Annotated in this window: 12 protein-coding genes; 6 read left to right on the forward strand and 6 right to left on the reverse strand. The window is 64.3% G+C overall.

Annotated elements, in window-relative coordinates:
• The first annotated feature begins 327 nt into the window (after nt 1-327).
• From DIE13_RS03445 to DIE13_RS03460, 4 genes are all read left to right on the forward strand, one after another.
• Nucleotides 328-1,917, forward strand: a complete 1,590-nt coding sequence (locus DIE13_RS03445; RefSeq protein WP_124825835.1) for a collagen-like triple helix repeat-containing protein — start codon at nt 328-330, stop codon at nt 1,915-1,917.
• Between the two features lie 41 nt (nt 1,918-1,958).
• A complete protein-coding gene (locus DIE13_RS03450; RefSeq protein WP_124825836.1) occupies nt 1,959-3,404 on the forward strand; it encodes a collagen-like triple helix repeat-containing protein in 1,446 nt (481 codons plus the stop codon).
• 144 nt (nt 3,405-3,548) lie between these two features.
• Nucleotides 3,549-5,234, forward strand: coding sequence for a ShlB/FhaC/HecB family hemolysin secretion/activation protein (locus tag DIE13_RS03455; RefSeq protein ID WP_124825837.1), 1,686 nt, complete (start codon nt 3,549-3,551; stop codon nt 5,232-5,234).
• Between the two features lie 166 nt (nt 5,235-5,400).
• Nucleotides 5,401-5,862, forward strand: a complete 462-nt coding sequence (locus DIE13_RS03460) for a DUF2147 domain-containing protein (RefSeq protein WP_124825838.1) — start codon at nt 5,401-5,403, stop codon at nt 5,860-5,862.
• Between the two features lie 102 nt (nt 5,863-5,964).
• On the opposite strand, the gene DIE13_RS03465 is transcribed toward DIE13_RS03460, so the two are convergent.
• From DIE13_RS03465 to typA, 6 genes are all read right to left on the reverse strand, one after another.
• Nucleotides 5,965-6,375, reverse strand: coding sequence for a transposase (locus tag DIE13_RS03465; RefSeq protein WP_175750827.1), 411 nt, complete (start codon nt 6,373-6,375; stop codon nt 5,965-5,967).
• A 144-nt stretch (nt 6,376-6,519) separates the two neighbouring features.
• Complete coding sequence (gene zapE, locus DIE13_RS03470; protein ID WP_124825840.1) at nt 6,520-7,617, reverse strand: cell division protein ZapE; 1,098 nt, start codon at nt 7,615-7,617, stop codon at nt 6,520-6,522.
• 99 nt (nt 7,618-7,716) lie between these two features.
• Entirely contained in the window at nt 7,717-9,147 is a 1,431-nt protein-coding gene (gene lpdA / locus DIE13_RS03475) for a dihydrolipoyl dehydrogenase (RefSeq protein ID WP_124825841.1), read from the reverse strand.
• Between the two features lie 81 nt (nt 9,148-9,228).
• Complete coding sequence (gene odhB, locus DIE13_RS03480) at nt 9,229-10,506, reverse strand: 2-oxoglutarate dehydrogenase complex dihydrolipoyllysine-residue succinyltransferase (protein ID WP_124825842.1); 1,278 nt, start codon at nt 10,504-10,506, stop codon at nt 9,229-9,231.
• Between the two features lie 135 nt (nt 10,507-10,641).
• Nucleotides 10,642-13,506, reverse strand: coding sequence for a 2-oxoglutarate dehydrogenase E1 component (locus tag DIE13_RS03485; protein ID WP_124825843.1), 2,865 nt, complete (start codon nt 13,504-13,506; stop codon nt 10,642-10,644).
• Nucleotides 13,507-13,822: 316 nt separating this feature from the next.
• Entirely contained in the window at nt 13,823-15,649 is a 1,827-nt protein-coding gene (gene typA / locus DIE13_RS03495) for a translational GTPase TypA (protein ID WP_124825845.1), read from the reverse strand.
• Between the two features lie 326 nt (nt 15,650-15,975).
• On the opposite strand from typA, the gene DIE13_RS03505 reads away from it, so the two are divergent.
• The gene (locus DIE13_RS03505) at nt 15,976-16,470 is read left to right on the forward strand and encodes a MarR family winged helix-turn-helix transcriptional regulator (protein WP_124825846.1); all 495 of its coding nucleotides are present in this window, start codon (nt 15,976-15,978) and stop codon (nt 16,468-16,470) included.
• An 84-nt stretch (nt 16,471-16,554) separates the two neighbouring features.
• Complete coding sequence (locus DIE13_RS03510; RefSeq protein ID WP_124825847.1) at nt 16,555-18,051, forward strand: efflux transporter outer membrane subunit; 1,497 nt, start codon at nt 16,555-16,557, stop codon at nt 18,049-18,051.
• The last annotated feature ends 51 nt before the right edge of the window (nt 18,052-18,102 follow it).

Here is an 18,102-nt window from a genome sequence, read left to right on the forward strand (position 1 = left end):
AGGACTTACGCTAGGTTAGATGTGCACATCCAATCCACCAGTAAAACAATCGCCCGCCCAGCCTGCAGCTCCCCCGCATAAACCCGACGTTACGCCGCACGCGTAACGCCAATGTTGTGACGTTACGTTACGAAACAGGTGAAACCGTTCTCATCTGACCGCTTTTAAATAATTTCAACATTCTTTCAATTTCCGCGAACTCCTTTTCCAACAAGGAATTACCCCGTTTAAAGGCAATCGTCGAACTGTCGACCATCGAAGTGGCACGACAGTTGCAGAGTAGACCTCGCATTACTCAACACAACACAGCTTCAATGCGAGGACGAAATGGACATTCAGGTTATCCCTCATGGCACGTTCCGGGCGACTATGATCGCGGCCACCGTGGCAGCCATGCTTTCCCTCTCCGCGTGCGGCGGTTCCGGTTCAATCAGCCAGGGGCTCGGCGGCGGCTCGAGCTCGGGCGGCGGCGACTCCATCTCGACCTCCGACGGCGGCACCTCGGGCAGCACGTCCGGTTCGACGAGCGGCAGCACGTCGGGTAGCACCAGCGGCTCGACCAGCGGCAGCACGAGTGGCTCGACGAGCGGCACCACCAGCGGAACGACAAGCGGAACGACCAGCGGTACGAGCGGCACCTCTGGTGTGTCGGCGAACCCGGTAGGAAATGTCCTCGCAAGCGGCAGCAATATCGTCACCAGTCTCGGCGGAACCGTATCGGGCCTCGGCAGCGTCGTCGCCAGCCAGTCGCTGCCGGGCGTCAACCCGGCCACGACACAAGCAGCAGGCGGCATCGTGCAGAACGTCGGCGGCGCGGTCACCGCGCTCGGCAATGGCCTCGGCAACGGCCTCGGCCAGCTCGGCGCGGTGAAGGACCCTGTCGGCATCACGGTCGCCAGCACGGGCGCCGTCGTGAACCAGCTCGGCGGTGCGGTCACGCAAACCGGCACCCTGGTCTCGAGCCTCGGCAGCGGCCCGCTGTCACCGCTCGCCCCGGTCACGGGCGCCGTTGGCGGTCTCGTGACGACGGTCGGGAACGCCGTATCGGGCGGCGGCACCACGCTGACCAACGCATTGTCGACGGGCCCGATCCAGCAGGTCACGCAAACGGTCAGCTCGGCCATCACGCCGATCACGACGATGATCGGCCAGACGACGCAAACGGTCGGCACGGCCACGGGCCTCGGCGCCCCCGTCAACACGCTGCTTGGCACGATCGGCAACGGCCTGAACCAGGCCGGCGCGATGATCGCATCGACGGGCGGCAACCCGGTCACGACCGGCCTCGGCAACACCGTCTCGTCGACGGGCAACACCGTGAAGGCAGTCGGCGGCCTCCTCACGGGCGGCACCGGCGGCGTAACCAACCCGCTCGCTCCGCTCACGGGTCTCCTCACGACGGTCTCCGGCACGCTCGGCGGCGCGACAGGCGGCACCAGCGGTGGCCCGCTCGCACCGGTCACCGGCCTCGTCTCCACTGTCACCGGCGCACTCGGCGGCGCAACGGGCGGCACCAGCGGCGGCCCGCTCGCACCGGTCACCGGCCTCGTCTCCACTGTCACCGGCGCACTCGGCGGCGTAGCAGGTGGCACCAGCGGCGGTCCGCTCGCACCGGTTACGGGCCTCGTCTCGACCGTCACCGGCGCACTCAGCGGCGCAGCGGGCGGCAGCAGCGGCCCGCTCGCGCCCGTCACGGGCCTGGTGTCGACGGTCACCGGCGCACTCGGCGGCGCGACGAACGGCAGCAGCGCGCTTGCCCCCGTCACTGGCGCGGTTTCCGCGGTCACCAGCACGGTCGGCGTCCCAGCACTCAGCGGCGGCACCGGCACCGTCACGAATTCGGGCTCGGGCTCGAATCTGCTCTCGCCCGTCACGTCGCTGATCGGCGGCCTGCTCGGCGGCACGCACGGCAAGTAATCCGACATCCGTTCATCGAAAAGACAGCGAGGAGTCACATCATGTCCCAGCAACGTTCCATCCCGACCATCGCCCTGCGCCAATGGCGCGTGCCCCTCACCGCCTTCGCCGCAGCCTGCCTGCTGGCCGCCTGCGGCGGCGGCGGCGTCAGCTCGCCGCCGACGAGCAACAACGGCGGCAGCTCCAGCGGCACGAGTGGCACCAGCGGAACGAGCGGCACCAGCGGCTCGTCGACGGGTACCAAAGGCGTCATCAGCACGGTCGGCCAGACGGCTACCGATCTGGGCAGCACGGTCGGCAACATCAGCCTGCCGGGCCTGGGCGACGGTGTGACGAAGGGTGTCGGCAGCACCGTTTCCAGTACCGGCACGATCATCGGCGCGGCAGCCGATGCCGTCAGCAACGGTCTGGGACAAATCGGGACGACGAAGGATCCGGTCGGCACGACGGTCGCCGGCCTCGGCAATGTGGTCGGCGCGACGAGCAACACCGTGTCCGGGCTGAGCCAGACGGTCAAGGCGCTGGGCACGGGACAGCTCTCGCCTCTGGCCCCCGTCACGACGCCGGTCGGCACCGTGCTCGACACGGTCGCCAACGGCCTGACGGCCGCCGGCACGACGATCGGCTCGACGTTGTCGTCGGGCGCCGTGCAGCAGGTCACGCAACCGCTCAGCTCGGCCATCACGCCGCTGGTGATCACCGCCGGTCAGGTCACGCAGCAGGTCGGCACGACAACGGGCCTCGGACAGCCGGTGTCGGGTCTGCTCGGCCAGGTCGGCGGCGCCATCAGCTCGGCAGGCAAGCAGGTCGCCGGCACATCGAATCAACCGCTCGTCGGCGACGTCGGCCAGCTCGTCGCCGCAGTGGGCAATACGGTGACCAACGCGGGCGGCCTCGTGAACCCGAACGGCCCGAACGGCGCAGCACCGATCCCCGGCCTGATCACGAGCCTCGTCGGCGGCTCGACGGCAACCGTCCAGAACGGCACGGCGTCGGGTTCCAGCTCGACGAACCCTCTCGGCGGCCTGCTGTCCGGACTCGGCTCGACGCCGCTCGGTTCGCTCACGGGTGCGCTCGGCGGTGCAACGGGCGGTTCGGGCAGCAGCCCGCTCGCACCGGTCACGGGCCTCGTGTCGACTGTCACGGGCGCACTGGGCAGCGTCGGCGGCTCGGGCGGTAGCAGCCCGCTCGCGCCGGTCACGGGTCTAGTGTCGACTGTCACCGGCGCACTGGGCAGCGTCGGCGGCTCGGGCGGCGGCAGCCCGCTCGCGCCGGTGACGAACCTGGTGTCGACCGTCACGGGCACCCTCGGCGGCGCAACGGGCGGCACTGGCAGTGCAAACCCTCTCGCGCCCGTCACCGGTTTGCTGAATACTGTCACCGGAGCAGCAGGCAGCGTGACGGGTTCGGCATCGTCGGGGGGAGCGGCGGGCCTCCTGGCACCGGTAACAGGGTTGCTGGGCACGCTGGGTAGCGTTGGCAAGTAAGGAGGACGGTCGCGCCCTTGCAGCCGGAGCAGGAGGCACGGCCGTACAAACACAACCGGCAATGCGGCACGCGGCGCGCGACACCCGGAGGTCGCGCGCCCGCATTACAAAGAAGACGCCAAGCAAGGCCTACGAGGAAGAACAATGAAATCCAGACTGGACAGATGGATGATGCTGCTCGCCATCGCGGCGGCAGGCACGGCACATGCGCAGACGCGCGCGGCAGGCAACCCGCTCGACTCCCTGCCCCAGATCAACGCACCGAAGCAAGGCCCGAGCGTCACCGTCCAGGTCGCGCCGCAGGCACCACAGCTTCAGGAATTGCTGTCGCGCCATCTGACGCCCAAGACATTCCAGGTCGAAGGTGTGAAGTCGATACCGTTCGACGAAATCTCGCGCCGCTTCACACCGCTCGTCGGCAAGGACATCACGATCGGCGAGTTGATCGAAACCGCCAACGGCGTGACCAAGCTGTACCAGGAGCGCGGCTATGCGTTGTCGTTCGCGTTCATTCCCGCGCAGACGTTCGAAAACGGCGTCGTGCGCGTGACGGTCGTGGAAGGCTACGTGTCGGACGTCAAGGTCACCGGCAAGCCCGGCGCGATGGAATCGAAGATTCGCGCGATCGCCGCGCACATTACGGCCGATCGGCCACTGCGCCGTGCAACGTTCGAACGCTACGTGAACACGTTCGGCCTGCTGCCCGGCGTCACGGTGAAGGCCAACGTGCCGCCGCCGCAGACAACCGATGGCGCAACGACGCTCGAGCTCGCGGTCGACCGCAAGGCATTCAACGTCAGCACCGGTATCGATTTCAATCACCCCGGGGTCCAGGGCCTCATCACCGCAACCGAAAACGGCCTGACTTCGTTCGGCGAGCAGTTGAGCATTTCCGCACTCGCACCGCCCGGACGCGACAAGCAGACCTACTTCGCGTTCAGCGGCTCGGTGCCGGTGGGCAGCAACGGTCTCGTCACGCGCCTCGATGCAAGCACGTACCGCGGCAAGCCGACCGACAACCCAGGCCTGCCGTCGACCGTCCAGCGCACCGTCAAGAGCGAGAAACTGGGTCTTTCGGCTTCCTATCCGATCCTGCTGAACAACCAGCGCAGCCTGCTCGGCACCGTGTCGGGCTATGCAGCGCACAACGACGATCACTACCAGAACCAGGTCAATGGCAACGTGCTCGACAATCGCTCGCAGGTTCGCGTGATGCAGCTGCAGCTCGACTACACGAGTGTCGAACCGAAGCAGGTACGCAAGCTGAGCGTCAACGTCGCCAAGGCGTTCAACATTCTCGGCGCATCGAAATCGCAGACCGGCCTGGACAACGGCGTGCCGCTTACGTACCCAGATCCGACTTCGCTGACCTTCGTCCGTACCGGCGCGACCTTCACGCAGACCAACGAATGGCCGTTCAAGATCGGCACGTCGGTCTCGGTGACCGGCCAGTACAGCGCCGACTCGCTGCCGACGTCGGAACAGATCTCGTTCGGCTCGACGCGCTACGCGCTCGGCTATCAGCCCGGTGAAACGTCGGGCGACTCGGGCTGGGGGATGTCGCTGGAGGTCAACCGCGGATTTACGCCGGGCTGGACGTACCTGAAGTCCGTCACGCCATACATCGCGTACGACATGGCGCGTGTGTATCTGCATACCGGCACGCCGTCGCCGAGCCGCCTGTCGTCGGTCGGCATCGGCGTGAGATTTTCCGACAGCCGGTACTACAGCCTCGATCTGAACATCGCGAAGCCGGTCGGCGATGCGCCTGTCGAAAGCGCATCGCGCAGCCCCCGCGTGAACGCCGCGTTCTCGTACCAACTCAACTGATCGGGCACCGAACAGTCCGCATCCTGCGGACTGTTTCGATTAGAGTCCCCTCTATCAAACGCAGCGCACGGTTTCACGTATTCTGGCAAAGCTCGCAACATGCCACCGCCCCATGCAGACGGTCGTGCGGGCGAATCGAACACGACGTGAAACAAGGAGGAAGACAATGATTCAAGTGACCCGCCCGCTGCGCGCATTGGCAATTGCCAGCGCGCTGCTCGCCTGTGCCGCTCCATCGTTCGCGCAAGCCGACAGCCCGATCGGCATGTGGCAGACGATCGACGACAACACCCATCAGCCGAAGGCACTCGTGCAGATCGCCGACGATGGCGACGGTTCGCTGTCGGGCAGGGTCGTCAAAGGTCTCGGCCCGAGCGACACGCCCGATCGCCGCTGCACCGCATGCACCGACGAGCGCAAGGATCAGCTCATCAAGGGCATGACGATCATCAAGGCGATGAAGAAGGACGGCGACCAGTGGGACGGCGGCAACATTCTCGATCCGGAAAACGGCAAGGTCTACAAGTGCAAGATGACGCTTGAAGACGGCGGCCAGAAGCTCGTCGTACGCGGCTACATCGGCGTATCGCTGCTCGGCCGGTCGCAAACCTGGGTTCGCGCACAATAACGCGGCGCGCGTCAAAGCGCGCGATGCAATGAAAAATCGGCCTGCGGCGACGTCGTCAGGCCGATTTTGTTTTGGTGTGCGAGGCGATGAAGTCCACCGTGATCACGCCGCGTGCTTCAACGTGTTCGACGCGTAGCTGTCCGGCGCACGATAGGTCGGTGCTGCAGCACTGCGCGCCTGCGCCGCTTTCGACTGCGCGTGCTTGCGCATCCGTGTGGATAGCGCGTTGCAGAGATTCACACCTGCGTCGCCATACAGCTCGCGCATCACGTGCATCAGCGTGCCCGTGTCGTGCCACACCTTGAAGCGGCGATGGCATGTCTGGTACGACGGGTAGCGACGCGGCATGGCGGACCATGTCGCGCCGCTGTATATCACCCAGAGCACGCCATTCAGGACAGCACGCGTGTTGGCCAGCGGCCGGCCGCGCAATTCGGTGCGCGGCTGCATTTCAGGCAAAAGCGGCACGACGCAGCGCCACTCATGATCGGTCAGATCGCGATACGGTGTCATGGACATCTCCAGCCTTAGGAACCATGACACAACGATATCGGCTGACCTCAGCGACGAATATAAGACAAGTCCGAAAATGCCCTGATATCAGCAGAATCTGACCGGAATTGACGTTTGAAGCGCGTCACTTGCCGAAAGCTGCGATCAGGTCAGCGACGTATCGACGATGCGACGCGGCGTCTCGATGTACTCCTTCGACTGCATCTCGACGATCCGCGATACCGTGCGTGCGAACTCGTTCGCCATCGGGCCTTCGACGTACAGCTGTTCCGCAGGCACCGCCGCGGACATGAGCAGCTTGACCTTGTGGTCGTACAGCACGTCGATGAGCCACGTGAAGCGGCGCGCCTCGGACGCCATTCGCGGCGACATCTGCGGCACTTCGGACAGGACGATCGCATGGAAGCGGCTGGCGAGTTCGAGATAGTCGTTCTGCGAACGGGGACCGCCGCACAGCGTCGCGAAGTCGAACCACACGACGCCATCGGCCTTGCGCAATGCCTTCAGCTCGCGCTTCTCGATATGCAGGATCGGGCTTTCGTCCGGTACCGCGGCAAGCTTCGCGAACGCATGGCGCAGCTCGCGATCGGCGTCCGCACCGAGCGGCGTGTGATACATCTGCACCTGTGCCAGCGTGCGCTGGCGATAGTCGACGCCCGCGTCGACGTTCAGTACGTCGAGCTTTTCCTTGATCAGCGCGATGGCCGGCAGCATGCGATCGCGATGCAGGCCGTCGGGGTACAGATCGTCCGGATCGTAGTTGGACGTCATCACGAACTGCACGCCGTTGTTGAACAGGCGATCGAGCAGCCGGTACAGGATCATCGCGTCCGCGATGTCCGACACGTGAAACTCGTCGAAGCAGATCAGCCGGTAGCGCTTCGCGATGCGCCGCGCCAGCTCGTCGAGCGGATCGGCCTGCCCTTTCAATTCCTCGAGCTCGCGGTGCACTTCCCGCATGAATTCGTGGAAATGCAGGCGCGTCTTGCGCTGCACGGGCACTACCGCATAGAAACTGTCCATCAGGAAGCTCTTGCCGCGGCCGACACCGCCCCACATGTAGACGCCACGCGGCAGGTCCGGATGATTGATGAGCTTCTTGAACGCGTTCGAGCGGCGCGCCTTGTAGTCGACCCACTCGTCGAAGCAGCGCTGCAGACGATCGACGGCCGCACGCTGCGCGGGATCGGACTGATAGCCGCGCGTGGTTAATTCGCGCGCGTAGTATTCGGTGACGTTCATCAGGGCAAACCGGAAAAACAAAGGCGAGCGGGAAAAACCCGCCCGCCTTCGTCATGAGACGGCCGCGCCAGCCGATAGCCGGCTGGCGCTATACCGCGCTCAGCTGTTCAGCGAGCGCTTGTCGACGGCGAGCGCCGCTTCGCGCATCACTTCCGACATCGACGGGTGCGGATGGCAGATGCGGGCGATGTCTTCCGACGCCGCCTTGAACTCCATCGCCACCACGGCTTCCGCGATCAGGTCCGACGCGTTCGCGGCGATCACGTGCACGCCGAGCAGTTCGTCGGTCTTCGCGTCCGCGATCATCTTCACGAAACCGTCCGGCGCATTCATGCCGAGCGCACGGCCGTTGATCGAGAACGGGAACTTGCCCGTCTTGATCTCGCGGCCTTCCGCTTTCAGCTGCTGCTCCGTCTTGCCGACCCACGCGATTTCCGGGTACGTATAGATCACCCACGGAATGCAGTTGTAGTCGATGTGCGGCTTCTGGCCGTCGATCACTTCCGCGACCAGCACGCCTTCGTCTTCCGCCTTGTGCGCGAGCATCGGGCCACGCACCACGTCGCCGATCGCATAGACGTTCGGCACCGCCGTACGGCAGTGGTCGTCGACGTCGATGAAGCCGCGCTCGTTCGCCTTCAGGCCGATTGCCTCGAGGCCGAGGTTATCGGTGTTCGGCACACGGCCGACCGACACGATCAGGCGGTCGGCGTCGAGCGTCTGCGCGTTACCGTCCTTGTCCGTGTAGGCGATCGACACGCCGTCGGCGGTCGTCTTCACGTCGCCGATCTTCACGCCGAGATGGATGTCGAGGCCCTGCTTCTTGAACAGCTTGGCCGCTTCCTTCGCAAGCGCTTCGTCAGCTGCGCCGAGGAACGCCGGCAGCGCTTCGAGCACCGTCACTTCGGCACCCAGACGACGCCACACCGAGCCGAGCTCGAGGCCGATCACGCCTGCGCCGATCACGGCGAGCTTCTTCGGCACCGAGTCGAACGTCAGCGCGCCTTCGTTGTCCGACACGATCTTGTTGTCGACCGGGATGTTCGGCAGGTGGCGCGCCTTCGAGCCCGTTGCGATGATCACGTTCTTCGCGGTGACGACTTCGGCTTCGCCTTCGCCGCTCACTTCGATCTGCACGCCGGCGTCGGTCTTGCCGGTGAACTTGCCATGGCCCTTCAGCCAGGTGATCTTGTTCTTCTTGAACAGGAACTCGATCCCACTCGTCATCTTCTCGACGATCGCATCCTTGCGGCCGAGCATCTTCGCGACGTCGATCTTCACGCCGTCGACGGTGATGCCGTGGTCGGCCAGGTGATGCGACGTGTTCTCGAACTCTTCCGACGACGCGAGCAGCGCCTTCGACGGGATGCAACCGACGTTCAGGCAGGTGCCACCGAGCTTCAGCGCGCCGGCCGGGTTCTTCCACTTCTCGATACAGGCAACCGTCTTGCCGAGCTGCGCGGCGCGAATCGCGGCGATGTAGCCGCCGGGGCCGGCGCCGATCACGACGACGTCAAATTCCTTGGACATGACAATCCTTTCTACTTGTGCGCCCGCACGCTCGCGCATGTGCGCGAGCGTGCGGAGCGGGTCAATGCGGTGAGACTCGGCTTACAGGTCGAGCAGCAGGCGTGCCGGATCTTCCAGCGCATCCTTCATCGCGACGAGCGACAGCACCGCTTCGCGGCCGTCGATGATCCGGTGGTCGTACGACAGCGCCAGGTAGTTGATCGGGCGGATCACGATCTGGCCGTTTTCGACAACCGGGCGCTCCTTCGTCGCGTGCACGCCGAGGATTGCCGATTGCGGCGGGTTGATGATCGGGGTCGACAGCATCGAGCCGAACACGCCGCCGTTCGAGATCGAGAACGTACCGCCCGTCATTTCTTCGATCGACAGCTTGCCGTCCTTTGCCTTCTGGCCGAATTCGGCGATCTTCTTCTCGATTTCGGCGAGGCTCAGTTGATCCGCGTTGCGCAGGATCGGCACGACCAGACCGCGCGGCGAACCGACCGCGATACCGATGTCGAAGTAGCCGTGGTAGACGATGTCGTTACCGTCGATCGACGCGTTCACCAGCGGGAACTTCTTCAGCGCGTGCACGGCCGCCTTCACGAAGAACGACATGAAGCCGAGCTTCACGCCATGTTCCTTCTCGAACTTGTCCTTGTACTTCGAGCGCAGGTCCATGACCGGCTGCATGTTGACTTCGTTGAACGTCGTCAGGATCGCGTTGGTCTGCTGCGATTCGAGCAGACGCTCGGCGATACGCGCACGCAGACGCGACATCGGCACGCGCTGTTCCGGACGGTCGTTCAGCCACGTCGTTGCCGACGCCGGCACCTTCACTTCCGGCAGCGACGGCTTCGCAGCGGCGGTCTTCGCCGGCGCGGCGGCCGGAGCAGCCTTCGGTGCGCTGCCTGCGGACAGCGCGTCGCCCTTCGTGACGCGGCCGTCGCGGCCCGAACCTGCGACGTCGCCTGCCGACAGACCCTTCTCGGCCAGCAGCTTCGCTGCGGCCGGCGATGCAGCAGCCGAGCTCGATGCCGTTGCAGCAGCCGGCTGCGCTGCCGGTGCGGCTGCAACAGGTGCTGCCGCCGGCTTGACTTCGGCGGCGCCTGCCGCTGCTTCGGCCGCGCCGGCCTTCGCTTCGGTGTCGATCGTCGCGATGATCTGGTCGGCAACGACCGTGTCACCGTCGTTCTGCAGCACTTGCGTGAGCACGCCCGCTGCCGGTGCCGGCACTTCGAGCACGACCTTGTCGGTCTCGAGTTCGATCAGGATTTCGTCCTGCGCGACTGCTTCGCCCGGCTTCTTCTTCCACTGCAGCATGGTGGCTTCCGAAACCGACTCCGAAAGCTGGGGGACTTTGACTTCTACGATAGCCATGTGATTTTCCTGGATGCTTAATCTGGGTAATGACGAGGTTCGTGCGATTCCTTCGGCCGGTGCGGCGCGCAACGCGCCCGGCGGGCCAAAAGAGACGGGAAAGCGCAGCGCGCCTTCCCGTTTCGCTTCCGTCGGTTATTTCGCGATCGATGCGCTCTTCAGGCGGCCGAAAGCACCTTCGATGAGGGCCTTCTGCTGCTCGTAGTGCTTCGCGTAGTAGCCAACCGCCGGCGAGGCCGAAGCCGGACGGCCGCTGTATGCCAGCTTCTGCCCGTCCTTCATGCCTTCCTTCAGGTGGTGCTCGACGTAGAACCAGGGGCCCTGGTTCTGCGGCTCGTCCTGCACCCAGACCACTTCAGTCGCGTTCTCGTACTTCTTCATCTCGGCTTCGAACTGCTTGTGCGCGAACGGATACAGCTGCTCGATACGGATGATCGCGACGTCGTTCGCCTTCGCTTCGCGGCGGTGCGCGACGAGGTCGTAGTACACGCGGCCCGAGCAAGCCAGCACGCGCTTGACCTTCTTCGCGTCGATGCCGCCGTCGGTTTCGCCCAGCACCGGCTGGAACGAACCCTTCGCGAGTTCCGACAGGTCCGACACCGCTTCCTTGTGGCGCAGCAGCGACTTCGGCGTAGCGACGATCAGCGGCTTGCGGAACAGGCGGATCATCTGGCGGCGCAGCAGGTGGAAAATCTGCGCCGGGGTCGTCGGCTGAACGACCTGCATGTTGTGGTCAGCACACAATTGCAGGAAACGCTCGATACGGGTCGACGAGTGCTCCGGACCCTGGCCTTCGTAGCCGTGCGGCAGCAGCATCGTGAGACCCGACACGCGGCCCCACTTCACTTCGCCCGACGAGATGAACTGGTCGATCACGACCTGCGCGCCGTTCACGAAGTCGCCGAACTGCGCTTCCCACAGCACGAGCGTGTTCGGCTCGGCGGTCGAGTAACCGTATTCGAAGCCCAGCACCGCTTCTTCCGACAGCACCGAGTCGATCACCGTGAACTTCGCCTGACCTTCGGCGATGTTCTGCAGCGGCACGTACGTGCCGTCGTTCCAGCGCTCGCGGTTCTGGTCATGCAGCACCGCGTGACGGTGCGTGAACGTGCCGCGGCCCGAGTCCTGGCCCGTCAGGCGCACCGAGTAGCCCGATGCAACGAGCGACGCGAATGCGAGGTGTTCGCCCATGCCCCAGTCGAGCGGCTGGTCGCCACGCGCCATGTTGCGGCGGTCGTTGATCACGCGCTCGACGAGCGGGTGAACCTTGAAGTTTTCCGGGACCGTCGTGATGCGTTCGCCTAGGCGCTTCAGTTCGGCGAGCGGCACGGCCGTATCGGCTGCGTCCGTCCACTTGCGGTTCAGGAACGGAACCCAGTCGACCGCGTATTTGCTCTTGTAGTTCGACAGGACCGGATCGACGGTGTGGTGGCCGTCGTCCATCGCCTTGCGGTACGCCTTCACGTAGTTGTCGGCGTCTTCCGCGGTGATCACACCCTGCTGCACGAGCTTCTCGGCGTACAGCGCACGGGTGCCCGGGTGCTGCGCGATCTTCTTGTACATCAGCGGCTGCGTGACCGCCGGCGTGTCCTGCTCGTTGTGACCCAGCTTGCGGAAGCAGACGATGTCGATCACGACATCCTTGTGGAACTGCATCCGGTAGTCGATTGCGATCTGGATCGCGAGAACGACAGCTTCCGGATCGTCGCCGTTCACATGCAGCACCGGCGCTTCGATCATCTTGACCACGTCGGTACAGTACAGCGTCGAGCGCGCATCGCGCGGGTCCGACGTCGTGAAGCCGATCTGGTTGTTGATGACGATGTGCAGCGTGCCGTGCGTGCCGTAACCGCGCGTCTGTGCGAGGTTCAGCGTTTCCATCACGACGCCCTGGCCAGCGAAGGCCGCGTCGCCGTGGATCTGCACCGGCAGCACTTGCAGGCCGTCTTCGTCGCCGCGACGGTCCATCCGCGCCTTCGCGGAACCTTCGACCACCGGGTTCACGATTTCGAGGTGCGACGGGTTGAACGCAAGCGACAGGTGGACCGGGCCGCCTTCGGTCGACACGTCCGACGAGAAGCCCTTGTGGTACTTCACGTCACCGGCCGGCAGGTCGTCGACGTGCTTGCCTTCGAATTCGGCAAACAGGTCGGCCGGCATCTTGCCCAGCGTGTTGACCAGCACGTTCAGGCGACCGCGGTGAGCCATGCCGATGATGATTTCCTGCACGCCGCTCTTGCCCGCGTGCTGGACGACTTCGTCCATTGCCGCGATGAAGCTCTCGCCGCCTTCGAGCGAGAAACGCTTCTGGCCGACGTACTTGGTGTGCAGGTAACGCTCGAGGCCTTCGGCGGCCGTCAGGCGATTCAGGATGTGCTTCTTCTTGTCGGCCGAGAAAGCCGGCGTCGCGCGGGTCGATTCCAGGCGCTCCTGCCACCAGCGCTTCTGCTCCGGATCGCTGATGTACATGTACTCGGCGCCGATCGTGCCGCAGTACGTGTCACGCAGGCCCTTGACGATATCGCGCAACGAAGCCTGGTCGAAACCGAAATACAGGTTGCTCGCGCTGTACGTCTGGTCGAGATCGCCTTCCGAGAAGTCGTAGAAAGCCGGTTCGAGTTCGGGAATGGCGGGACGTTCGCGACGCTTCAGCGGATCCAGATTGGCCCATTGCGAGCCGAGGAAGCGATATGCGCTGATCAGGGACTGGACGTGAACCTGCTTGCGCGCGGTTGCCAGATTGCTGGTGCTTTCGCGCGGGATGAAGGCATTGGCCTTCGCACGCTCGGCGAACGATTCGACGATCGGGAAATGAGCGACGTCATTGGCGTTCGACCCGTCGGTTGCAGGGACGTTCTGCAACGCGTCGAAATACTCACGCCAGTTCTCCGGCACCGATGCCGGATTGTTGAGGTATGCATCGTACAGTTCTTCAACGTACGAAGCATTGCCGCCGAACAGATAGGAGTTCAGCTGAAACTGCTTCATTACATCTGACATTTTACGCTCACCTTTCTTCGAGCTTCTCGAGAAATAGCGGGTTACTCAACCTTCCGCGACACGGCCTGACCGTTTAGCGGATTGCGAATCAAGTCTTGCTTGGAAGGACCTAAAACTTGCGTGCGCGCAGCATATCACAGAACCGATACCGAAGTTCACGACGAAATGTGCCTGAAAGCACCGCGCGACGGGGTTTTGCCCGATTGCAACGACCCGCGGGAACAGTGTTTTGCAGGCTATCCGGTTGCGCATTGCGCAGATGCGAAAAAGGCCGCCCGAAGGCAGCCTTTTTTGTCATGCACGGGAGCGATCGAGCTTAGTCGACCGCACCTTCGCGGCTCGCGCGACGACGCTCGTGCTCCTTAAGGAAGCGCTTGCGCAGACGGATCGACTGCGGCGTCACTTCGACGAGTTCGTCGTCGTCGATGAATTCGACCGCGTATTCGAGCGACATCTGGACCGGCGGCACGAGACGCACGGCCTCGTCGGTACCCGACGCGCGCACGTTCGTCAGCTGCTTGCCCTTGATCGGGTTCACGACGAGGTCGTTGTCGCGGCTGTGGATGCCGATGATCATGCCCTCATACAGCGCATCACCCGGCTTCACGAACATGCGGCCGCGATCCTGCAGCTTCCACAGTGCGTATGCGACCGCTGCGCCGTCGTCCTGCGAGATCAGCACGCCGTTGCGGCGCTCGAAGACCGAGCCGTCCTTGACCGGTGCGTACGAGTCGAAGATGTGGCTCATCAGGCCCGTACCGCGCGTGAGCGTCAGGAATTCGCTCTGGAAGCCGATCAGGCCACGCGCCGAGATCTTGTACTCCAGACGCGTGCGGCCGCGGCCGTCCGACGCCATGTCGAGCATCTCGCCCTTACGGCGACCGAGCTCTTCCATCACGCCACCCTGGTGCTCGTCTTCGACGTCGACGGTCAGCAGCTCGTACGGCTCGTGCCGCACGCCGTCAACCTCCTGCATCACGACGCGCGGACGCGACACGGCCAGCTCGTAACCCTCACGGCGCATGTTCTCGACGAGAATCGTCAGGTGCAGTTCGCCACGGCCCGACACCTCGAACACCGTTTCGTCGCCCGTGTCCTTCACGCGCAGCGCAACGTTGTGGTTCAGCTCCTTCATCAGACGATCGCGGATCTGGCGGCTCGTCACGAACTTGCCTTCGCGGCCGGCCAGCGGCGACGAGTTGACGAGGAAGTTCATCGTCAGCGTCGGCTCGTCGACGGTGATCATCGGCAACGCTTCCGGCGTATCGACTGCGCAGATCGTCGCGCCGATACCGACGTCTTCAATACCGTTGATCAGCACGATGTCGCCCGCTTCAGCCGATTCGACCTGCACGCGCTCGAGACCCTTGAACGACAGCACCTGGTTGATCTTGCGGTTCAGCACGTCGCCTTCCGGGCCGAAGCGCATCACGACCGGCTGACCCGGCTTGATGCGGCCACGCGTGATACGGCCGACGCCGATCCGGCCGACGTACGTCGAAAAGTCGAGCGACGTGATCTGGAGTTGCAGCGGCGCTTCCGGGTCGGCCGGGCGAACCGGCACGTGCGCGAGGATCGCCTCGAACAGCGGGCGCATGTCGCCTTCGCGGGCGGCCGGGTCGAGCGACGCGTAGCCATTCAGGCCCGACGCGTAGACGATCGGGAAATCGAGCTGCTCTTCGGTCGCGCCGAGCTTGTCGAACAGGTCGAAGGTCTGGTTGATGACCCAGTCGATCCGCGCGCCCGGACGGTCGATCTTGTTGACGACGACGATCGGCTTCAGGCCGAGCGCCAGCGCCTTCTTCGTAACGAAGCGCGTTTGCGGCATCGGGCCTTCGACGGCGTCGACCAGCAGCAGCACCGAGTCGACCATCGACAGCACGCGCTCCACCTCGCCACCGAAGTCCGCGTGCCCCGGCGTGTCGACGATGTTGATGTGCGTGCCTTCGTATTCAACCGCGCAGTTCTTCGCGAGAATCGTGATCCCGCGCTCTTTTTCGATGTCGTTCGAGTCCATCACGCGCTCGGCAATCTGCTGGTTCTCGCGGAAGGTGCCGGACTGGCGGAGCAGTTGGTCGACGAGCGTAGTCTTGCCGTGGTCGACGTGAGCGATGATGGCGATATTGCGAAGGGCGCGGGTCATAGAAACCTGGAAATCGTTGAACGCGCAAACGCGCACGCTCGTTCGACACGTGCGCGCGCATTGCAGCTTGGAAACCACAAATTATAGCACGTGCGAATGACGAGAGCCGGGCTGCCCGCTGCAACGCAACAAGCAGCGCGCCTCCGCCCCTTCCCTTGCGCACCAAATCGACCGCTCGAAGCTGCCGCCAGTCGACCAAAAACCCTTACTCCCGCAAGGGGATTTTGACCCGCGGAGCGCACCCTGGTCGGTTCGATTAACATTTGCCGCGGCAAGCAATTGTGCCTATACTGCTGCCTAGTCAACTATTGCAGCTTCAGGGTTTTATGTCGGATTCTCCTTCCCAACCGCCCGTTTCGCCGCTGTCGTCGTATCAGATGAACGATAGCGTCGGTTATTTGATGTCGCGCGTGAAGTCGGTCATGACCAACCTCGTCACGCAACGCACGCAGGAAGAACTCGGCATCACCGGCACGCAGGCGAGCATGCTGTTCATGATCGCGGTCGGCAAATGCTCGACGGCCGCCGAACTCGCGCGGGAATACGGAATCGACGCGAGCGCGGTCACTCGCCTGCTCGACCGCGTCGAGAAGCGCGGCCTGCTGTGCCGCGTGCGCAGCATCGAGGATCGGCGGGTCGTGCGTCTCGAACTGACTGACGAAGGCCGTGCGCTCGCCGAGCGGCTGCCGCCGGTGTTCCGCAGCGTGCTCGACGAACTGCTGGGCGGATTTACGCCGGAGGAAGTCGGGTTCCTGAAGAGCATGCTGCGCCGCATTCTCAGCAACTATTGCGAGACGGCAGGTGGCAGTGTCACGCAATAGTTGCCATAACAATTACTTTTGACAGATTAATGTAAGGAAATCCTTGCAGTGTCCATTATTCATTCCGAGTCAGGGATCAGCGCGATGAAATCCACCCCGTTGTCCGTGCGCGCCGGTTCGTGCCGCGCCGCCGTCGCCGCCGCGGTTGCCGCGCTGGCACTGGCTGGCTGCGCGAACTACATCGGCATCAAGAGCGACAAGCAGATCGCTCCCGCGTCGCAATTCGAAACCGCCCAGAGCCTGCCGGCCCAGGACGGCCACTGGCCGGCGCTCGACTGGGCCAACCAGTTCGGCGATCCGCAGTTGCCGAAGCTGATCGACGAGGCGCTCCAGGGCAACCCGTCGATCGCGCAGGCGCAGGCGCGCATCGCGAAAGCGTCGTCGTATATCGAGACGTCGCGCTCCAACCTGATGCCGAAGGCCGAGGCCAGTTACTCGTGGACGCGCGAGCTGTATTCGTCGAATGCACTGTTCCCGCCGCCGTACGGGGGGCAGTGGTACAGCGAGAACAACGCGCTCGCAAGCGCATCGTGGGATCTCGACCTGTGGGGCAAGAACCGCGAACGCCTGCACACGGCCGTGTCGCAGGAAAAGGCCGCCGAAGCCGACATGCAGCAGGCGCGCATCACGCTCGCGTCGTCGGTCGCCCGCACCTACAACTCGCTCGCGCAACTCTATGCACTGCGCGACATCGCGCAACGCGAGATCACCAACCGCCAGACGGTCGGCAAGATCACCGACGGGCGGGTGTCGGCCGGCCTCGACACCAACGTGGAACGCCAGACCGCACGCGGCAATATCGCGACGACCCAGGCATCGCTGTCCGACCTCGACGGCCAGATCACGACGGTGCGCTACCAACTCGCCGCGCTGCTCGGCAAGGGACCGGATCGCGGGTTGCAGATCGCCGAGCCGGTGATGAACCCGAGCGCCGATGTGGCCCTGCCCGGCAACCTGCCGGCCGACCTCGTGTCGCGACGCCCCGACATCGTTGCCGCGCGCTGGCAGGTCGAGGCCGCGATGCATGACGTGAAGGAAGCGAAGGCGGAATTCTTCCCGGACGTGAACCTCGCGGCCGGCTTCGGCTTCGATGCATTCGGCTGGGGCAAATTCCTGAACTTCGCGAGCCGCCAGGCGCAGCTCGGCCCGGCGATCCACCTGCCGATCTTCGATGCCGGCGCGCTGCGCGCGCAGCTCAAGGGCCGCTACGCGGACTTCGACCTGTCGGTCGCGAACTATAACCAGACGCTGATCAACGCGCTGAACGATGTCGCGACGCAAGTTGCCTCGATCCGCGCGGTCGATCGCCAGATGGACGACGCACAGCGCGCGCTCGACGCGTCGACGCGAGCGTACGACCTCGCCGTGATCCGCTACAAGGCCGGTCTGTCGCCGCAGCTTCAGGTGCTGACCGCAGACAGCAACCGCCTCGCATCGGAACAGACCGTGACCAACCTGAAGATGCGCCGGCGCGACATGCAGCTCGCGCTGATCAAGGCGCTCGGCGGCGGGTTTGACGCGACCGGCACGCGACTCGCCGCGCCCGACGCGGACAAGCAGACAAAACAGGCCGCCAACTGATCCGGCGCCATCACTACGCAGACACTCGAAATAACGGACGGAGAAAATCGC

This window comes from Burkholderia sp. Bp9016, assembly GCF_003857765.1.
GTDB lineage: Bacteria > Pseudomonadota > Gammaproteobacteria > Burkholderiales > Burkholderiaceae > Burkholderia.

Coding starts and splice junctions, on each gene's coding strand:
- DIE13_RS03445 (WP_124825835.1), top strand. CDS start 328: ATGGACATTCAGGTTATCCCTCATGGCACGTTCCGGGCGACTATGATC.
- DIE13_RS03450 (WP_124825836.1), top strand. CDS start 1,959: ATGTCCCAGCAACGTTCCATCCCGACCATCGCCCTGCGCCAATGGCGC.
- DIE13_RS03455 (WP_124825837.1), top strand. CDS start 3,549: ATGAAATCCAGACTGGACAGATGGATGATGCTGCTCGCCATCGCGGCG.
- DIE13_RS03460 (WP_124825838.1), top strand. CDS start 5,401: ATGATTCAAGTGACCCGCCCGCTGCGCGCATTGGCAATTGCCAGCGCG.
- DIE13_RS03465 (WP_175750827.1), bottom strand. CDS start 6,375: ATGACACCGTATCGCGATCTGACCGATCATGAGTGGCGCTGCGTCGTG.
- zapE (WP_124825840.1), bottom strand. CDS start 7,617: ATGAACGTCACCGAATACTACGCGCGCGAATTAACCACGCGCGGCTAT.
- lpdA (WP_124825841.1), bottom strand. CDS start 9,147: ATGTCCAAGGAATTTGACGTCGTCGTGATCGGCGCCGGCCCCGGCGGC.
- odhB (WP_124825842.1), bottom strand. CDS start 10,506: ATGGCTATCGTAGAAGTCAAAGTCCCCCAGCTTTCGGAGTCGGTTTCG.
- DIE13_RS03485 (WP_124825843.1), bottom strand. CDS start 13,506: ATGTCAGATGTAATGAAGCAGTTTCAGCTGAACTCCTATCTGTTCGGC.
- typA (WP_124825845.1), bottom strand. CDS start 15,649: ATGACCCGCGCCCTTCGCAATATCGCCATCATCGCTCACGTCGACCAC.
- DIE13_RS03505 (WP_124825846.1), top strand. CDS start 15,976: ATGTCGGATTCTCCTTCCCAACCGCCCGTTTCGCCGCTGTCGTCGTAT.
- DIE13_RS03510 (WP_124825847.1), top strand. CDS start 16,555: ATGAAATCCACCCCGTTGTCCGTGCGCGCCGGTTCGTGCCGCGCCGCC.